The sequence below is a fragment of the Solibacillus sp. FSL K6-4121 genome (assembly GCF_038002585.1).
GTDB lineage: Bacteria > Bacillota > Bacilli > Bacillales_A > Planococcaceae > Solibacillus > Solibacillus faecavium.
Genome location: NZ_JBBOCS010000001.1, coordinates 102,938 through 121,234, shown reverse-complemented (window position 1 = coordinate 121,234; position 18,297 = coordinate 102,938). Strand labels below are relative to the sequence as shown.

General features: G+C 37.6%; 14 protein-coding genes and 1 riboswitch. Of the genes, 13 read left to right on the top strand and 1 reads right to left on the bottom strand.

Translation table 11 applies throughout. The features are described from left to right. Positions 1 to 61 precede the first annotated feature (61 nt). Positions 62 to 1,300 carry a hypothetical protein gene (locus tag MHH95_RS00700; protein WP_340726055.1) on the top strand — a complete coding sequence of 413 codons (1,239 nt, stop codon included), beginning with the start codon at positions 62 to 64 and terminating at the stop codon, positions 1,298 to 1,300. Positions 1,301 to 1,318: 18 nt separating this feature from the next. Beyond that, positions 1,319 to 2,935, top strand: a complete 1,617-nt coding sequence (locus tag MHH95_RS00695; protein WP_340726054.1) for a type I restriction-modification system subunit M — start codon at positions 1,319 to 1,321, stop codon at positions 2,933 to 2,935. Between the two features lie 284 nt (positions 2,936 to 3,219). Here the strand turns inward: MHH95_RS00695 and MHH95_RS00690 are convergent, their stop codons facing one another. Continuing rightward, positions 3,220 to 3,474, bottom strand: a complete 255-nt coding sequence (locus MHH95_RS00690; protein ID WP_340726053.1) for a hypothetical protein — start codon at positions 3,472 to 3,474, stop codon at positions 3,220 to 3,222. Between the two features lie 143 nt (positions 3,475 to 3,617). Here MHH95_RS00690 and MHH95_RS00685 point away from each other — a divergent pair, with 143 nt between their 5' ends. From MHH95_RS00685 to MHH95_RS00635, 11 genes are all read left to right on the top strand, one after another. After that, on the top strand, positions 3,618 to 3,800 hold the full coding sequence (locus tag MHH95_RS00685; RefSeq protein WP_445682983.1) for a DNA/RNA helicase domain-containing protein: 183 nt from the start codon (positions 3,618 to 3,620) through the stop codon (positions 3,798 to 3,800). A gap of 278 nt (positions 3,801 to 4,078) precedes the next feature. Beyond that, positions 4,079 to 4,276, top strand: a riboswitch (cobalamin riboswitch). A 163-nt stretch (positions 4,277 to 4,439) separates the two neighbouring features. Next, positions 4,440 to 8,321: a DUF4430 domain-containing protein gene (locus tag MHH95_RS00680; protein WP_340726052.1), complete on the top strand. Its 3,882-nt coding sequence runs from the start codon at positions 4,440 to 4,442 to the stop codon at positions 8,319 to 8,321. 66 nt (positions 8,322 to 8,387) lie between these two features. Beyond that, on the top strand, positions 8,388 to 9,815 hold the full coding sequence (locus MHH95_RS00675; protein WP_340726051.1) for an S-layer homology domain-containing protein: 1,428 nt from the start codon (positions 8,388 to 8,390) through the stop codon (positions 9,813 to 9,815). Next, positions 9,815 to 10,627 (top strand): DUF4430 domain-containing protein, encoded by an 813-nt coding sequence (locus MHH95_RS00670; protein WP_340726050.1) that lies wholly within the window; start codon positions 9,815 to 9,817, stop codon positions 10,625 to 10,627. The genes MHH95_RS00675 and MHH95_RS00670 overlap by 1 nt, the downstream gene beginning before the upstream one ends. Beyond that, on the top strand, positions 10,627 to 11,508 hold the full coding sequence (locus tag MHH95_RS00665; RefSeq protein ID WP_340726049.1) for an energy-coupling factor transporter transmembrane component T: 882 nt from the start codon (positions 10,627 to 10,629) through the stop codon (positions 11,506 to 11,508). Before MHH95_RS00670 ends, MHH95_RS00665 begins: the two co-directional genes overlap by 1 nt. After that, positions 11,481 to 13,127 (top strand): ABC transporter ATP-binding protein, encoded by a 1,647-nt coding sequence (locus tag MHH95_RS00660; RefSeq protein WP_340726048.1) that lies wholly within the window; start codon positions 11,481 to 11,483, stop codon positions 13,125 to 13,127. Before MHH95_RS00665 ends, MHH95_RS00660 begins: the two co-directional genes overlap by 28 nt. Then, positions 13,091 to 13,789, top strand: a complete 699-nt coding sequence (locus MHH95_RS00655; protein WP_340726047.1) for an ECF transporter S component — start codon at positions 13,091 to 13,093, stop codon at positions 13,787 to 13,789. The genes MHH95_RS00660 and MHH95_RS00655 overlap by 37 nt, the downstream gene beginning before the upstream one ends. A 223-nt stretch (positions 13,790 to 14,012) precedes the next feature. Beyond that, entirely contained in the window at positions 14,013 to 14,606 is a 594-nt protein-coding gene (locus MHH95_RS00650; protein ID WP_340726046.1) for a hypothetical protein, read from the top strand. A gap of 410 nt (positions 14,607 to 15,016) precedes the next feature. Beyond that, a complete protein-coding gene (locus MHH95_RS00645) occupies positions 15,017 to 15,997 on the top strand; it encodes a LacI family DNA-binding transcriptional regulator (protein WP_340726045.1) in 981 nt (326 codons plus the stop codon). 3 nt (positions 15,998 to 16,000) lie between these two features. Next, positions 16,001 to 16,873 carry a ribokinase gene (rbsK, locus tag MHH95_RS00640; RefSeq protein ID WP_340726044.1) on the top strand — a complete coding sequence of 291 codons (873 nt, stop codon included), beginning with the start codon at positions 16,001 to 16,003 and terminating at the stop codon, positions 16,871 to 16,873. A 60-nt stretch (positions 16,874 to 16,933) separates the two neighbouring features. Next, positions 16,934 to 18,295 (top strand): acyclic terpene utilization AtuA family protein, encoded by a 1,362-nt coding sequence (locus tag MHH95_RS00635; protein ID WP_340726043.1) that lies wholly within the window; start codon positions 16,934 to 16,936, stop codon positions 18,293 to 18,295. The last annotated feature ends 2 nt before the right edge of the window (positions 18,296 to 18,297 follow it).

Here is an 18,297-nt window from a genome sequence, read left to right as displayed (position 1 = left end):
GAATTTTTCTTGTCACGACTTGCTTTAGCAATTCAATATTTAAAATAAAAGGAGATTTGAAGTGAGCGATAAAATAACAAAAACACCCCAAATCAGATTCGCAGGATTTACTGATGCTTGGGAACAGCGTAAATTGGATGATATATTAAAAGAAAGAAAAGTGAAGCAAAAAATTTCTAAAGATACTCCACTCTTAGCCTTTGCAGCTGGCCAAGGTGTAATTGATCGTAGTGAAAGAAAAACTAATAATAGAGATTTTTTGACAAAAGATGCTACTAAAAAAACATACTTATTTACAAAATATGATGATATTGTCTATAATCCTTCAAATTTAAAATATGGTGCAATTGATAGAAATAAACATGGTCAAGGTGTTATATCGCCAATTTACGTTACATTTGAAACGGATGAAATTCCATCATTTATTGAATTAATAGTTAAAAGTGAAAACTTTAAACAACGAGCTTTACAGTTTGAAGAAGGGACTGTTACAAAACGCCAATCTGTTAAACCCGAAAATCTTTTAAGTTTAAATATTGAATTGCCAAATTCTAAAGATGAGCAAACAAAAATTGGTAGCTTCTTAAAACTAATAGACGATATTATCACTCTTCATGAGAGTAAATATGACAAGTTAGTAATAGTGAAAAAATGCATGCTCAAAAAAATGTTTCCAAAAGATGGAGCAAATGTTCCTGAAATTCGCTTAAAAGGATTTACCGATGCTTGGGAACAGCGTAAGTTGTCAGAATTATTATTTCCTGCAGATGAAAGAAATAATAGAGGAAAATATACACAAGATGATGTACTAGCTGCATCATTAGGAACTGAGCTAGTAAAAAAACATATATTCTTTGGGTTGCGGTCAACAGAAGAGTCGGTTAAAAACTACAGAGTAGTGAAGTCAGGTGATGTAATATACACAAAGTCACCAATAAAGGGTTATCCTAATGGAATTATCAGAACAAACAAAGGATTAGATGGAATTGTTCCATCTTTGTATTGTGTTTACCATAGTATCCCGAGTATAAATTCAAGTATTATTCAAAGCTATTTTGAAGATAAAGGTAGACTAGATGCTTATTTATGTCCGTTGGTAAATATTGGTGCGAGAAACAATGTTAACATTACGGATTTAGGATTTCTTGAAGGTACTATTTATATATCACAAGATATTGATGAACAAAACAAAATAGTTGCCTTTTTTAATCATTTGACGAATCTTATTACCCTTCATCAGCGTGAGTTAAATTCACTCAAAGATTTAAAGAAATCACTACTTCAACAAATGTTTGTATAAGAAAAGGAGATTACACAAATGAGTAATGCTACAGATATTACATCGAAGCTATGGGAAATGGCTAACAAACTGCGTGGTACAATGGATGCAAGTGAGTACAAGAACTATATTTTGCCATTTATGTTCTATCGCTATTTATCAGAAAATCAGGATGAATACTTAAAAGTCAATGATTTGGAAGAGTTCTACGAAGTGACAGATGACACTGAAAAAGAGGATTACCTTGAAGAAATTAGTAAAGGTATCGGATATGCGATTGATCCAGCCTATACTTGGGACAAAATCGTATCAAAAATTGAAAATCACAAAATCAAAGCTAGTGACTTCCAAGACATGTTTGACTCATTCAATACAAATGCCAAACGTAACGCAGTCGCTGAAGCTGAATTTGCTAACGTATTCTCAGATGTTAACCTCGGGGACACACGTCTTGGCTCAAGTACAAATGAACGTGCGAAGGCTTTGAATGATATCGTTTTGATGATTAACGAGTTCACTTTCAAAGATAATTCAGGACGTGACATTTTGGGTGACGTATACGAGTATTTGATTGGACAGTTTGCTGCCAATGCAGGGAAAAAAGGTGGGGAATTCTATACACCTCATGAAGTTAGTCAAATACTGGCGAAAATTGTCACGATCAATGCAGATGTTACTGGAGATCAATTCCGCGTATATGACCCTACAATGGGATCAGGTTCACTTCTTTTGACAGTTCAAAAAGAATTGCCAAATGGTGATGAAGAAGGAAGCGTTGATTTTTACGGCCAAGAGTTGAATACTACGACTTATAACTTAGCTCGCATGAACTTGATGATGCATGGTGTTAACTATCGAAATATGGAGTTGAATCGTGCAGACACACTTGATGCTGACTGGCCGTTTGCTGAAAAAGATGGCACACAAATTCCTTTGAAGTTCGACGCGGTCGTAGCTAACCCCCCATATTCTCAAAAATGGGATACAAAAGACGTTGACCGAGAAAAAGACTCACGTTTCAAGGGTTATGGTATAGCACCTGCATCTAAGGCAGATTATGCTTTTGTTCTTCATGGACTGTACCATTTAGATAAAGCTGGAACAATGGCTATTGTGTTGCCACATGGTGTACTCTTCCGTGGTGCGTCTGAAGGGAAAATCCGTAAGAATATCATCGACAACAATCTGTTAGATACAGTTATTGGATTGCCAGCTAATTTGTTCTATGGGGCAAGTATCCCCACATGTGTGCTAGTGTTCAAAGGTCGTGAAGCTCGAAAAAATAAAGATATTTTATTTATCGATGCTTCAAATGAGTTTGAAAAAGGCAAGAACCAAAACAAACTCTCTCCTGAAAATATCAACAAAATTATAGAAACTTACAGTAACCGCGTAGACGTTGAGAAATATGCTCACGTGGCATCTTTGGATGAAATCAAAGAAAATGATTACAATTTGAACATTCCACGTTATGTCGACATGTTTGAAGAAGAAGAAGTTATTCCACTTTCACAAGTGGCTCAAGAATTGAAGGAAGTTCAAGTAGATATTATGAATTCATATGAGAAATTGTTTGAGCTTATGAGTGAATTGAATGGAACAACTGACAAAGCTAAAAATGAACTTAGCAAATTTATTGATCTTTTAGAAAAATAATCATGTAAATTAATGATTCCAATAAACATCAAAACCTTTAAAAAACAGAGGTTTTGATGTTTTTACTATTTCAACGAAGAGTATTTAAAACACCACTAAAATAATTTAAAATTACAATGTAATTTATGAGCTTTTGATAACTGCATCATTAGCTGCTACTTGAGTGCTATTTGTGTATATGTCCATTGTTGTTTTAATGAAAGAATGACGTAAACGTTTTGAACTTTCTTTATACTAGCATTATCCTCAAATAGAAAAGAACAGTGTTTAGGGGGTTAAAAATTTTAGTTAACCAATGCTTCCAATATAAACTTTTCAGCAGTAAACAAAGCCTCTTCTTTAGTGGAGAAGATACCTGTTACGCCATTTATTATTTGATCTTCTACCTCAATAATATAATCCGCAGAATACTGTTGTTCCATATACTTTTTTAAAGTGATGGAGATGGTTACGTCTTCGTAATTAAAAACTTCAACGTCATAAACTTCGGCTTCATATGTACCTAATTCATAAATAATCGATTTTTCTAACCCAATCATGTAAATTCCTCCATTCAATAATAATATATTACACTTATAATTATATGGTAAATTATACAAGAAGACTATTAACTGTTTGATAATATCAATAAAATTTTCAGGCAATTTTAACTTTTTTCATCCAAATCTTAACTTTAGCAATCTTGACGGATAAGGGTGCTTATACAGGTACAGAGGGTATTGCCAATGTTACTGAAGCGAAAGAAAAGATTGTCCTAAATTCCATCAATATTTTAATGAAACGTGGTATTAAAGGGCTCTATATTTACGCAAGTGATGAAGCGCTGCGAGATAAATTGCTTTCATTTCAAAGAGAAGACATTTAAATGAATTGCTTGATTAGGGGTATTGAATGGGAGTTGGTCTCTTGTTTAATACCCTTTTTCCAATGCCTGTGAGGGGGGGAATCCTTAAAAATTAGCTCCTTTTCTTTATTCAAGTTACCTTTATTACGATATAAACTTGCTAATTATAAATAAAACGGACATATGTAACCGTCAAGTAAAATTAAACAGTTAAGTAATTCAAAAATTTCTTTTTTATAGTATTCTGAAAAAAGTACTATGCTAATCATATTTTTGTGTTAAAATAAATTCCAATTGAATATGTTTTGCAGAAATAGGTTGCTCTTAATTGAGCATAATAGGGAATTCGGTGTGAAACCGAAGCTGTATCCGCAACTGTAAGTGTAGAAGACTGTGTAAAATATGCCACTGTTAAATGAGGAAAAATGCCTCTAGTCAATGGGAAGGCTTGCACATGATACACGAGCCAGGAGACCTGACTTATTTTTATCGTATTAACTCTCTTCGGAATAAGGAGAATGTACGGCAAATAGATGAACGGGTATTTTTATATGCTTTTTTCTGTTTTCCGCCATTTCTCAATTTGAGGAATGGCTTTTTTTTTTGTATTGGGTTAATGGCAAAACATTATTCATGAAAAACTTTCAGGAGGTTTATTGCATGGATTTTTGGAAAAAGTGGTTGCATATAGCATTAACACTTGTTCTAATGGTATCACTTATAGCGCCAGCAACGGTAGATGCTGAGCAGGTAGAAAATTTAGAGAAACAAGTGGAACAAATTAGTGTGCAACTAGAAGTAAAAGGGTTAAAAGAAAATATTATTGCCAACTCCAATATATCCGTAACAAAGGGAGCAAGTGCACTTGAGGCGTTACAGCAAACATTAACAGCTGCAAATATCCCATTTGAAGTCGTGACTAGCGATTATGGCCCGTATGTAAAATCAATTAATAGTTTAGTATCGGGTTCATTAGGTCATTGGGATGGTTGGGGTTATTCGATTAACGGTGAATCACCTGAACTTGGTTTAGGAAGCTATGAACTTCAAGCAGATGATATAGTATCTGTTTATTATAGTTTATCGCCAATGTTAGAGGCACAGGCGTCTGAACAAGAGGGCGAGAAACTTGTTGAAGTGTCTGTAAAAGGGGATTTATTTACTGAACAGGCAGCAACATTAGAAAATTGGATAACGCCAGATGGTTTAACAATTACAAATATTACTAAGCAGGACGAACAACAATTAACATTAGCAATTGAAGCGGCACCTGGTACATATGAATTACAGCTACTAGCTCCTGCATTATTAAGTGCACAAGAGCAAAAAATTTCAGTAAAAGTTGTCGATTCAATTCAACCTGTAAATGACTTAAAAGTGAATTTCCGTGTTGAAGGCATTGCAGGTACAGTACTAAATGTAAAAGACTTTGAAATTAAAGGTAACGGTAAAATTAATGCTGCACAAGTAACACAGCAAATTTTAGATGCCCATAAAATTACGTATGACTACAGCGACTCAACGGGCTACTTTAAAAATATTGGTGTAGACGGTGAAAAAGGCCTAGGTGTAGGCAGTGGCTGGATGTACAAAGTAAATGGGGAATATCCAGATGTTTATGGAAAAGACGTTGAAATTAAAAATGGCGATACAATTGTCTGGGATTATATTAATGCATCTTCAGTTATAGAAAATTATGAATTCCCAGAGTACAACTTAATCATGTATTCAGGTGCTGAATCTGTCGATAAAATTACGTTTAATCCAATCATTGATATGCCAACAACGGTAGTGGCAGGTACAGACGTAAAAATTAAAGTGACAGGTAAATATAATACAGTATCTTACTTGTATGAGCATATTTCAGGACCACATATAACGGATTTAGCAGACGTAACTGTTGAATATAACGGAAAAAAATATGTTACAAATGCACAAGGTGAAGTAACGATTCCTGCAGTGGAAGTAGTAGAAGGAAATTATGAACTTCGCTTTACAAAAGATTTACCAGGTACTATTTTGACGGATAACGGCAATAAAGAACTTGCCTCGTTCCCTCGCATTATTCGTACGTATGAATCATTATTGGTTACACCAGATGAGCAACCAGCAGAAAACCGTAAAAAAGCGGAAGATGCATTAAAATTAGGCGCAACATACTTACAAGCAAATAAAGAAACTGTAACGGCACGTGTAAATGAATCACATAGCGCATTTTGGATGTTAACAGCGATGAAGGCAGCAAATGTCAATGCAGGCACATACGACTGGACAACTGCACCAACAACTGCAGGTACGTTCTTTACAACCCCGTTAGAAGCATCACAAAATGATACAAATAAGATTGCGGGCACAATTATTGCAGCAAAAGCATTAGGTTTAGATCCATTAAACATTAAAGGGCGCAATCAAGTAGCAGATTTATTAGCAATGCAAAAGGAAAACGGTCTGTTCTCGACAATTTGGGGTGAAGCATTCGCTTTAATCGCGTTAGAGCTAGCTAATGCAGAGTATGACCAACAAAAGCAGATCGAGGCTATTTTAGCTTTACAAAATAAAACAACAGGCTATTTTGGTGATAACGATGCAACAGGGTGGACATTATTTGCACTTTCACCATTTAAAGATGACCCAGCAGTAAAAGCAGCGATTGACAAAGCGGTAGCGGCTGTACATGCGAACTATCAAGCAAAAGGCTTCACAGATAACTCGAACTCAATGGCAGCGATTATTTCAGGTCTAGCAGCAGTGGGGGAAGATTTATTCTCAACAAAATGGTCTTATAAAAAAGGTGATGACTACGTAAATATCGTAGGTCACTTAGTAGATAACTATATTCTAAAAGATGGTGGCGTACTGTATAAGGCGTCGCAAACAAACTCGAATTTAATGGCATTAGAGCAAGTGTATATCGCTTTAGCGGATGCGTTAAATGGAAAATCAACATTTTATACAGTAGCAGAAAATGCAGTAACTCCAGCTCCAACACCAGAAAAACCTGATTCAGAAAAACCAGATTCAGAGAAACCTGATTCAGGGAAACCAGATCAAGGGAAACCAGGTACAGATGGCGGCGCAACGGCTCCACCAGTAATAACGAATAGTAAGGTAACGATGTCGATCACTGTATCTGCATCAGAAGTTGTTTTACCAAGTGAGCAGTTTGAAATTTTAGCAGATGAAACAGCATTTGATTTATTAAAACGTGTTACACAGGCAAAAAATATTGCGTTAAATGCACGACAAACATCAATGGGGATGTATGTTGCAGGTATTGCGGGCGTTAACGAGTTTGATCGTGGTAAATTAAGCGGCTGGATGTTCAGCGTTAACGGTGCATTCCCAGAAGTATCAGCAGATGTGTATCAATTAAAAGCAGGCGATGTTGTAAGTTGGGTCTACACATCTGATTTAGGTGAAGATGTAGGCGGGTCACCAGGTGGCGGTTCAGCAGGTGCAGGTGGCGGTTCAACAGGTGAAGGTTCAACAGTAACACCACCAACAACAGAAGAATCAGAGCAAACGGATGAAATCTTTACAACACAATTAACAGGTGCAGATTTAGCGGGGGAAAAAGAAGTAATCGTAACAACCCCAAAAGGTTTAGTACTAACAATTCCTGTTGAAAACGTAACACTTGCAGAGGGTGAAAAATTATCTGTAAAAGTTGAGGAACAAGATGGGAAAATTACATTTGCAATTCAGATTATGAATGAAAAAGGCGAAACAAAGCCATTCGCATTCTCATCAGGCTATGTGAAATTAACGTTCCTTGTTAATGCAGCAAATAAAGTAGCTGTAGCTAATGGCAATGTAAAGTCTACACTTATTGCGGCAGTGAATAGTAAATTTAATGCAACATCAAATGCAGCAGAAAATGGAGAAATCGTTATTTTACAAGAAGAGAACGGTGCGTTAATAGCTGTACCGCATTTAATTGTAGACGGTAAAGCAACCGTGTTCACAAAAGCAGGTGGAACATTTGTAACATCAACTGAGCAAGTGACATTCAATGATATTGCAAATTTCAGCAATAAAGATGAAATCACGTATTTAGCAAACCGTTATGTAATTAAAGGATCAAACGGCAACTTTATGCCACAAAGTAAGATTACACGTGGTCAATTTGCGATGATGATTGCCCGTGCATTAGGTTTAAAAGCGTTAGGTGAGAACCCATTCACGGATACAGTTGGGAAAGAGTATGAACAGGCGATTACAGCTTTATACGAAGCAGGTATTACAACTGGTCGTACAAATACAACATTCGATCCAAAAGATTACGTTACACGTCAACAAGCAGCAGCATTTATGGCACGCGTACTTGCTTACGTAGAGAAGAAGCCATCTGTAAATGGCGAAGTAACTTATAAGGACGGTGCGCAAATTGGAGCAATGTACAAGCAGGATGTTGCACTATTAGCGCAGTTAAACATTATGACTGGTAAACAGGATGGTTCATTTGATCCACGTGGTTCTTTAACACGTGCACAAATGGCGAAAATTTTAAAACGTACATTAAATGAAGCAGGATTGATGTAAAACTATAAGTCGAAAGTCCATCATAGATCTATGATGGACTTTTGCCATATGAAAGAGGGGGAAAAAATGAAGCAATTGAATAAAATACTCGTTGTGCTATTACTAACGATACTTGCATTTGTACCGCTACAGCAAGTAGAGGCAAAAAATACGGTTGATGCTTATAATTCAGCCGCTCAGTACATGGTGAAGCAAGTGCCAAATCCAACGTACGGTGATGAATGGGTTGTAATCGGTCTAGCACGAGGCGAGGCTCAAGTGCCAGCGAATTATTTTGAGACGTATTATCAAAATGTAGTGAAGGAAGTAAAAGCACTGAAAGGGAAGCTACACCAATATAAGTATACTGAATACTCACGTGTCATCATTGCCTTATCAGCCATTGGAAAAGATCCGAAAAATGTAGGAGGCTATGATTTAACGAAGCCACTTGAAGAAGTAACGAATGTTGTCTGGCAAGGTGTGAACGGTCCGACTTTCGCACTCATTGCCTTAGATACGAAGCAATACGATTCCCCTGTAAGAGCTCAATTAGTAAACGCTATTTTACTAGAGCAGCTTCCAGATGGAGGATTTACGCTAAGTGGAGAAACTGCTGATTTGGATTTAACAGCGATGGCTATTCAAGCACTTGCACCGTATGCTGAAGATAAAAAGGTTGAACCTGCACTTCAGCGTGCAATCGCAAAAATGAATGCATTAGCGGCGAACGGTTATAACAACGCGGAGACAGCTGCACAAGTAATCACTGCTTATGCCGCATTAGGTCTAGATGCATCGGAACATGTACAGAAGATGCTAGCATTTTATAATGCAGCTGATGGTGGCTTCAAGCACGTCTTAACAGAAAAGCGTGCAAATGGGATGGCAACAGAGCAAGCGACGTATGCTTTAGCAGCATATGACCGCGTACTAAATGGTAAAACGTCATTATATGAGATGAAAGAAACTAATACTAATTTTAATGATACAACAACAGGTTGGGCTAGACCTTATATTGATGAAGCGGTTGAGTTAGGTCTTTTAAAAGGGTATGCCGATGGAACATTTAGACCGAATAATCATTTAACTAGATCTCAGGCAGTCGCAATTATTGTTCGTGCCATGAAGATTACCAATAAAGAGAATGCACCGTATCAGGATTTAGGAAATATGGCGGTTGCGAGTAAAAATGAGATTGCTGCAGCTTATGAGGCAGGAATTATTAAATATAACGGTGGGACATTCAACCCAAATAAGAAAATTACTCGTATGCAACTAGGTTTAATGCTTATGCGTGCATACAACATACAGCATGCACCATATGTCGCGAAGAAGAATGTAACCTATAGTGATACTGCTCATTTACCCGCAGAAGAGCAACAAGCCCTTGCTTTTTTAGCTGAATATAGCATCGCAACAGGCTCAAACGGTAGATTTAACCCATCCGATCCGACAACACGTGCTCAAATGGCAAAAATGAGCGTTCAATTTGTGAAAGGAACGATGAAGTAATGAAAAAATTAATATTTTTTTTATTACTTACCTTTTTACTAACGGGCTGCGGGGTTCAATCCGTTGAACAATATGAGCAAATGCAAGAAGAGGAGAGAAGTAAGGAAGAAATCGTACAGCCAATTCCTTCAGAAACAAAGGAAGAGACCGCTGAACCTATTGTAGAGGAAGAAAAGGCTCCAAAAGAACAAATAGAAGAAGGGGACGGAGTAGTAGAAACAACAAAGGCTGAAGAAAAGCAGGCCCCAAAACCGACTGAACAAAAAGTAGTTGAGCAGCCAGTCGAACAAAAGCCAATTACACAAAAGCCAACAGAGCAAAAAAAAGCTGATGAAAAACCGGTACAGCAAAAACCAGTACAGCAAAAACCAGTTCAGCCAGTAGAGAAGCCGAAGCGTTACGCCACAATTTCGATTCAAGTGCACAGCTTACTAAAACATTGGGATATGTTGCATCCTTCATTGCAAAGCGAGCAATATGTTCCAGCAAGTGGTTTTGTTTTAACGCCGAAAAAATATGAATTGCTCTCAGACAAAGAAACTGTTTGGCAGGTTTTACAGCGTGCCGTGAAAGAACATGGTATTCATTTAGAATACGAAGGAGCAAATGAAAACGTTTATAACAACGTCTATATTGAAGGGATTAATCATTTATATGAATTTAGTGCAGGTCCTTTAAGTGGTTGGATGTATCGTGTAAATGATAATTTCCCGAACTATGGAAGCAGTCAATACGTTTTAAAGGACGGGGATAATGTCGAATGGCATTATACGGTCGATTTAGGTCGCGACTTAGGAGTAGATGGCCCATAATGACAGCTTTTGAAACATATCATCCAATCGTCTTATTTGCATTCTTTTTATCAGCCATAGGAATTGGCATGTTTATTATGCATCCCGTATTTTTAGTGATTACTATTTGTGCGGCGATGAGTGTTAATTTTGCATTTCGTCGAGGGCGATTTCTACGAGATTGGAAGCTGTATGTGCCACTTTTTATTATTATGGCCATTATCAATCCATTCATAAGCCACGATGGAAAAAAGGTGCTGTTTTATTTGAATGGCAATGCGGTAACAGTGGAGGCCATTTGCTATGGTGTGGCAATGGCAACGATGCTAACAGCTGTTATGCTTTGGTTTAGCAGCTACAACGAAGTGATGACCTCAGATAAATTTTTATATTTATTTGGGAAATTGTCACCCGTCCTTGCGTTAACACTATCGATTACGATGCGTCTTGTTCCACGCTTTCAGCATCAGCTCATGCGTATTGCCCGAGCTCAAAAAACGATGGGAATGGATTATACTACGGGTTCACTTGTACATCGAGCTAAATGTACGATGCGGATTATTTCTATTCTAATAACATGGGCACTCGAAAACGCTATCGAAACAGCAGATTCTATGAAGGCGCGCGGTTATGGCATTGGCAAGCGTTCGTCTTTTTCATTGTTTTTATTTGAAAAGCGTGACGGGATAATGCTTGGTATGATTAGTTTTCTTGTAGCACTGCTATTAACTGCAAGTGCATTAGGCTATGCGACTTTTTACTATTATCCAACATTTACAGCGATTGATTGGAGCTGGAAAAGTATAACGGTATACGCGATTTATACCGCATTACTAATGATTCCACTCGTTATTGAAGTAAGGGAGACACGAAAATGGAAATACTTAAAGTCGAAGATGTAAAGTTTACGTATCCAAATGAGCCGAAGCCGGTGTTGAACAATATTAAGCTAACGGTGGCGAGCGGAGAATTTGTTACGCTTATTGGACAATCTGGTTGCGGTAAAAGTACATTATTAAAGCAATTAAAAAAAGAACTTCAGCCACATGGGGACAAAAGCGGTGCCATTTATTATCAAGGTGAAAATTTGGAACAGCTAGACGCAAAAATAGCCGCGACAGAAATTGGCTACGTTATGCAAAGTCCTGAAAATCAAATTGTGACAGATAAAGTATGGCATGAGCTCGCATTTGGTCTTGAAAATTTAGGGATGGATCAGCTAACAATTCGTCGACGTGTTGCTGAAATGGCAAATTTTTTTGGCATTCATAAATGGTTCCGTGAAAAGACAACGGTGTTATCGGGTGGCCAAAAACAGCTGTTAAATTTAGCCTCGGTTTTAGTAGGGCAGCCGAAAGTATTGTTATTAGACGAGCCGACATCTCAGCTGGATCCGATTGCAGCGATGGAATTCATTCAAACATTAAAACGCTTGAATGAAGAACTTGGCATAACGATTATTTGTATTGAGCATCGATTAGAGGAGTTGCTACCGATTTCCAATCGTGTTGTTGTGATGGAGCAAGGGGAAATAATCTATGATGGCACGCCTCGAAAAATGCTATTAGAGCTTCCAAAAGAGCATCCGATGATTACGGCGCTGCCAACAGCGACTAAAATTTTTGCTGCATTAGACGGCGAAGGTGAGGCACCGCTTACGATTCGTGAAGGACAACAATGGCTCCGTTCTTTTTCATGGCATAAGGTCGCATTCAAAGCAGAGGAGCAACAGTTAGGTAGCCCAATATTGGAAGCGAAAAATATTGCGTTTCGCTATGAACGTAATGCCCCCGATATATTACAGCAATTTGAGTTAAGCGTGCATGAAGGTGAATTTTATACAATTATTGGTGGCAATGGTACGGGGAAATCGACGGCCCTTAATGTACTGGCAGGTCTAGAGAAACCTTATAGAGGTGACGTTTTAATTTTTGGAAAGAACTTAAAGCAATATCGAAATCAGGAGCTTTATCGTCAAACGGTAGCATACTTACCACAGGACCCCAAAATATTATTCACAGAAAAAACTGCAGAAAAGGAATTACAAGTAGTTGAGGCAACAGAGCAACAAATGGCTGTACTTATTGAACAGCTGCATTTACAGCATATTCTAACGCGGCATCCATATGATTTAAGTGGTGGCGAACAACAGCGTCTAGCACTTGCAAAAGTGCTACTGCTAGAACCGAAACTCCTTTTATTAGATGAACCGACTAAAGGGTTAGATGCACATGCAAAGGAAGAACTAGCTGCTATTTTGCATCAGCTACAGCGACAAGGGTTAACAATTGTGATGGTAACGCATGATATCGAATTTTCTGCACAATACAGCTCACGCTGTGCATTGTTTTTTGACGGCTCACTCGTGTCACAAGGGACACCACGCAGCTTTTATAGTGGTAACAGTTTTTATACAACTGCAGCACATCGCATTGCTCGTTCGTTTGAAAAACAAGTCATTACATATGAGGATGTGGTTACGCGATGTCAAAAAACAGAATTCGAATATTCGTCAATTTAATAGTGTTTGGGTTTGCCATGCCGGCTGTTCTATATTTAGGTATAACGGTTTTCGAGGACCGAAAGTATTATATGATTTCGCTGTGTGTAATTGCACTTAGCTGTATCCCGTTTTTCATTTCATTCGAACGTCGTAAGCCGCAGCCACGGGAAATTTTGACGATTGCAGTTATGGCAGCAATTTCTGTGGCTGGACGCTGCTTGTTTGTGGCTACACCAGGTTTTAAACCAGTAACGGCCATTACGGCTATAACTGGTTTTGCACTAGGAGCTGAGGCAGGTTTTTTAACAGGGGCATTGTCAGCTCTCGTATCAAATATGTTTTTCGGACAAGGCCCATGGACACCATTTCAAATGTTTACCTGGGGGATGATTGGCTTTGTAGCTGGTTTGCTAGGTAAAACAAAGTGGATTACGAAAAAGGTGCCTCTCGTATTATTCGGCATTTTCGCTGGTATTTTTTTCTCATTTGGCATGGACATTTGGGGGGCAATTTCGACGTATGGCGTATTTGAGACGGAAGCTTACGTATTAGCACTTGCCTCAGCAATTCCGTTTACGATCATCTATGCTGTATCGAACGTTATTTTTTTATTAATTTTAACGAAGCCGATAATGGAAAAACTAACACGTATTAAAATTAAATATGGCATGATGCAGTAATAGAAACGACAAAGTTACAAAGGCTTTGTCGTTTTTTTGCGCCAGGTATGGATATGAGCGTTAGAGTGACAGTCCTGAACTTTGAAGGCAGTAGTAGGAGACAAATCTCCCCCCTGAATAATGGAAAAACCCTTCAGCATAAAAATATTGAAATGAGATATAACTATGAGTATGTAAAGAAGCATTACTCGCAATATTATTGTGACAATACGGAGGCTATAAAATGAGCTCAGCTAAAGACGACTTTTTGGATTCAATTGCCCCATTAGAGAGAAGTAATTTGCTAAAGATTATGAAAGATACCTTTGAAAAGCTTGATCGAGAATTCATCGATGAGTTAGCAGAAATAGAAGGCTTTTTTTATGAGGAAGATGAAGATGATATCAATTTTGAAAGCCATAAGAATTCAATGCTATTAGAATATATTAACAAGTGCGAGGTGCCTGAAGAGATTGATCCTGAAGAAAGTGTGTTTGATTTATCACGCAAAATTGTCCATTTTATTTTTAGAAACGGCATCATTGAAGATATGCATGCGGGTAAATATGGTTATGATGAGTTCTTAAAGATTCCTGAAAATACACCTCTAGAAGTCATTAGTCAGCTGTCTGATAAAGATATGATGGCTTTAAATAAATACATGATGGACCGAGTAGGGTATATTTTACACTTACTACAAAATGCGGAGTACAGTAAGCTTCATTATATATTGGACAAAGAAAAGTATTTCGGAGATGACTGGGATCGTCCGGAAATAGAAAAAATAGAAAAGGAGACAGAGGACTTATTTTTAATTGAGTTTTCTCGTCATCAGTAATACTTAAAATTCTATGTTGTATGTACTAAATTTTATTAATTAGTGGAACTCCTTTCGTACGTAATCGGTTGACCAGACCTGATATTACTGTATGATAGGAGTATTTTTTTGTCTGTCCATAGCTAAAAGTCTTAGACACCATACATAGGGTATTTTCGTTTCAAAAAATGTCCAAACGTTGTTGTAAAAACGTTTGGACATTTTTTAATATTTGGCATTTTTAATTTATCATACAGTTTCCATAAATGAGGGGTAATCAAAGAATGACATTTCAATATAACAGACAAAATTCTCGAAGTTAACAGAAAAAATAGTAAAAATTATAAAAAGTGATTGACATAATTATATAAAAATTGCGATAATTTGTGTAACCGTTTACATTACAATTATAGACAAAAAAGGGAGATAAAATGGCGAATATTAAGGATGTCGCACGTTTGGCAGGTGTTTCAGTCGCGACAGTTTCAAGATATTTAAATCAAAAAGGTTATTTAAGCGAAAAATCTAAAAAGAAAATAGAAATTGCGATAGGCGAATTAAACTACAAACCCAATTTAATCGCACGTTCCTTATCCACAAAGCAAGATAGCTCAATTGGACTGTTATTGCCTGATATTACAAACCCATTCTTTCCAGAGCTAGCACGTGCAATTGAAGACGTAAGTATGGCTAAAGGCTACTCAATCATTTTGTGTAATACAGATGATAGCGTAGAAAAGGAAATAAATTATCTTCAGCTCTTAAAACAGAAATATGTAGCAGGTTTAATCATTACGATGAACCATTTACCAAACTCTGTTTATATGGATCTGGATATTCCCATTGTTGGATTAGATCGAGTGGAAAATTTACCGTTTCCGATTATTACAACAGACAATGAGCTTGGCGGTGAAATGGCAGCAAAGCATTTAATTGATAGGGGTAGTAAAAATATTTTAGTGCTGAGTGGTCCGTCAGCTGAGGAATCGGTTGCACGTCGAGTTAATGGCTTTAGGCAATATAGCGAACAGTATGAAGATGTAACTCTTTCACTACAAGCATCGCATTTTAATTATAGAAAATCTTATGTGGATATTATTGATTTTTTAAAAAAGAATCCCACAATCGATGGTATTTTTGCTTGTAGTGATACGGATGGAATTGCAGCGATTAAAGCTGCTACAGCATTAGGCTATGCCATTCCGGAAGACATTCAAATTATGGGTTTTGATGGTGTTTCGATTGGTGAGCTAACATCTCCTAGTTTAACATCAGTTGCACAGAATATTTATTTACTTGGCAGTTTAGCAGCCGAGCAATTAATTGCTCAAATTGAAGGACAGGAAGTTGCAAAGGAACTAATTAAGATTTCACCTGAATTAATTATACGTGACTCTACGAGAAAGGAGTAACTCATGATAACAGTACTTGGCAGTATTAATATGGATTTAGCAGTTGTCACAGCTAGTTTTCCAGAGCAAGGTGAAACGGTGCTCGGTAATGAATTTGCAACGATTCCAGGTGGCAAAGGAGCCAATCAGGCAATTGCCTGTGCCAAGCTTGGAAGTAATGTTCAGTTTATCGGCTGTCTGGGAAGAGATCGTTTTGGCGAACAGCTAGTTTCAAATTTACAAAGTCATCGAGTTAATACAGCCGGGATTCAATTTGTAGATGCTCCTACAGGGATTGCGAATATCTTAATCCATAACAATGATAACCGTATTATTGTTGTTCCGGGGGCAAATGCCAAGGTGACAAAGCAGCAAATAGATGAGCACTGGCACATGATTGAAAAAAGCAAGATTGTCATTATGCAGCTGGAAATTTCCAAAGATGTGGTAGCATATGCTATACAAAAGTGCAGTGAGTCAAACATTGACGTTCTATTAAACCCAGCACCAGCACAGCATTTTTCATTAGAGTGGATGGAATATGTTACATATATAACACCAAATGAATACGAGTGTCAGCAAATTTTCCAACGGCCATATGAGCAGGTTGTTGCCGAATATCCCAATAAAGTGATTGTTACATTAGGTGATAAAGGTGCGTGCTATCACGATGGTAAAAACCTTGTTGTAGTGAATGGTTATCATACAGAGGTTGTTGATACGACAGGTGCAGGCGATACGTTCAATGGTGCCTTAGCACATGCACTTACACAAAATTACACATTAACCGACGCTGTGTATTTGGCAAATATTGCTGCATCACTTTCTGTAGAGAAATTTGGTGCTCAAGGTGGTATGCCAACATTTGATCAAGTGCAGCAACGTTTAAATAAATAATACGTATTTTTTTTACTTTAAAATGTAAACGATTACATATGCAAATTTCGAAGGAGGCAAATGCAGTTGAAGAAACAACTAAACATTCTTTCGCCATGTGGCATGCTAGGTTATGGGTTTCCACAAGAGAGCTTTGAGCGAGCATTTGAATATGAGATTGACGGTATTGTCGTTGACGCCGGATCAACAGATGCGGGTCCTCATAAATTAGGTGCAAATGTATCCATTGTGAGTCGAATGGCTTTAAAAAAGGATTTAAAAGCAATGATTGCAAAAGGACTTGAACATAAAATTCCAGTTATTATTGGTTCGGCCGGTGGTGCAGGGGCAAAAAGCCATGTGGAACAAACAATTGAGGTTATTCGAGAAATATTACAGGAAATGAATGAGCATGCAAAACTAGGGATTATTTGGGCTGATTTTTCTCAGCAGGAAATTATTGAAGCACTGAACGAAAATCGTATTTCACCACTATCAGAAAACATACCAGCGTTAACAATAGAAAAGATTGAACAAACCCATACAATTGTTGCTCAAATGGGTCATGAGCCATTTGTGCAGGCGCTTGAAAGTGGATGCGATATTATCATTGGTGGTCGAAGCTATGACCCATCTCCCTTTGCTGCACTAGGAATTTTTCATGGTATGGACCCTGGCCTCTCATATCATTTAGGGAAAATTTTAGAATGTGGGGCGCTTTGTGCAACACCCGGGACAACGAAGGATTGTATTTTAGGAACGATTACTGAAGACAGTTTCCAAGTACGTGCATTAAACCCAATTCGCACATGTAGTCCGACAAGCGTTGCTGCGCATACATTTTATGAAAAAGAGCATCCGTTTATTTTACACGGACCAGGTTTTACATTGAATTTAGAAAATTGCACGTTTACGGATATTGGTGATGGTGTTGTTGAAGTGAAAAATAGTCAATTTATTAAAGATGATACGTACCGCATTAAACTTGAGGGCGCTCGGAAAGTAGCTTATCGAACGTTTGTGTTGGCAGGTATTCGCGATCCGTTATTACTGGAGCAAATCGATGAAGTCGAGCAAGAGGTATTACACCAAGTAGCACTTTATTTTTCAGAAATACCGAAAGATTCTTACCAAGTCAACTTTTATCATTATGGGCACAATGCAGTGCTTGGCGAGCAAGAACCAGAAATATTTACTGGGCACGAAATGGGAGTCATGTTTGAAGTGTTGGCAGATACACAAGATTTAGCGAATGCAATCTGTGCCAATGTACGCTCTACGTATTTACACTATGGATATCCAAACCGAAAATCCTCTGCGGGTAATTTAGCTTTTCCATTCGCGCCAAGTGATGTTGAGTTTGGTCCAGTATATGAGTTTTCAATCTATCACCTCATGGATATTATTGATAATCCGTTTCGCTTTGAATTGATGGAGGTGTAACA

Coding starts and splice junctions, on each gene's coding strand:
- MHH95_RS00665 (WP_340726049.1), top strand. CDS start 10,627: ATGACAGCTTTTGAAACATATCATCCAATCGTCTTATTTGCATTCTTT.
- MHH95_RS00650 (WP_340726046.1), top strand. CDS start 14,013: ATGAGCTCAGCTAAAGACGACTTTTTGGATTCAATTGCCCCATTAGAG.
- MHH95_RS00675 (WP_340726051.1), top strand. CDS start 8,388: ATGAAGCAATTGAATAAAATACTCGTTGTGCTATTACTAACGATACTT.
- MHH95_RS00670 (WP_340726050.1), top strand. CDS start 9,815: ATGAAAAAATTAATATTTTTTTTATTACTTACCTTTTTACTAACGGGC.
- MHH95_RS00680 (WP_340726052.1), top strand. CDS start 4,440: ATGGATTTTTGGAAAAAGTGGTTGCATATAGCATTAACACTTGTTCTA.
- MHH95_RS00645 (WP_340726045.1), top strand. CDS start 15,017: ATGGCGAATATTAAGGATGTCGCACGTTTGGCAGGTGTTTCAGTCGCG.
- MHH95_RS00660 (WP_340726048.1), top strand. CDS start 11,481: ATGGAAATACTTAAAGTCGAAGATGTAAAGTTTACGTATCCAAATGAG.
- MHH95_RS00695 (WP_340726054.1), top strand. CDS start 1,319: ATGAGTAATGCTACAGATATTACATCGAAGCTATGGGAAATGGCTAAC.
- MHH95_RS00690 (WP_340726053.1), bottom strand. CDS start 3,474: ATGATTGGGTTAGAAAAATCGATTATTTATGAATTAGGTACATATGAA.
- rbsK (WP_340726044.1), top strand. CDS start 16,001: ATGATAACAGTACTTGGCAGTATTAATATGGATTTAGCAGTTGTCACA.
- MHH95_RS00635 (WP_340726043.1), top strand. CDS start 16,934: ATGCAGTTGAAGAAACAACTAAACATTCTTTCGCCATGTGGCATGCTA.
- MHH95_RS00655 (WP_340726047.1), top strand. CDS start 13,091: ATGTCAAAAAACAGAATTCGAATATTCGTCAATTTAATAGTGTTTGGG.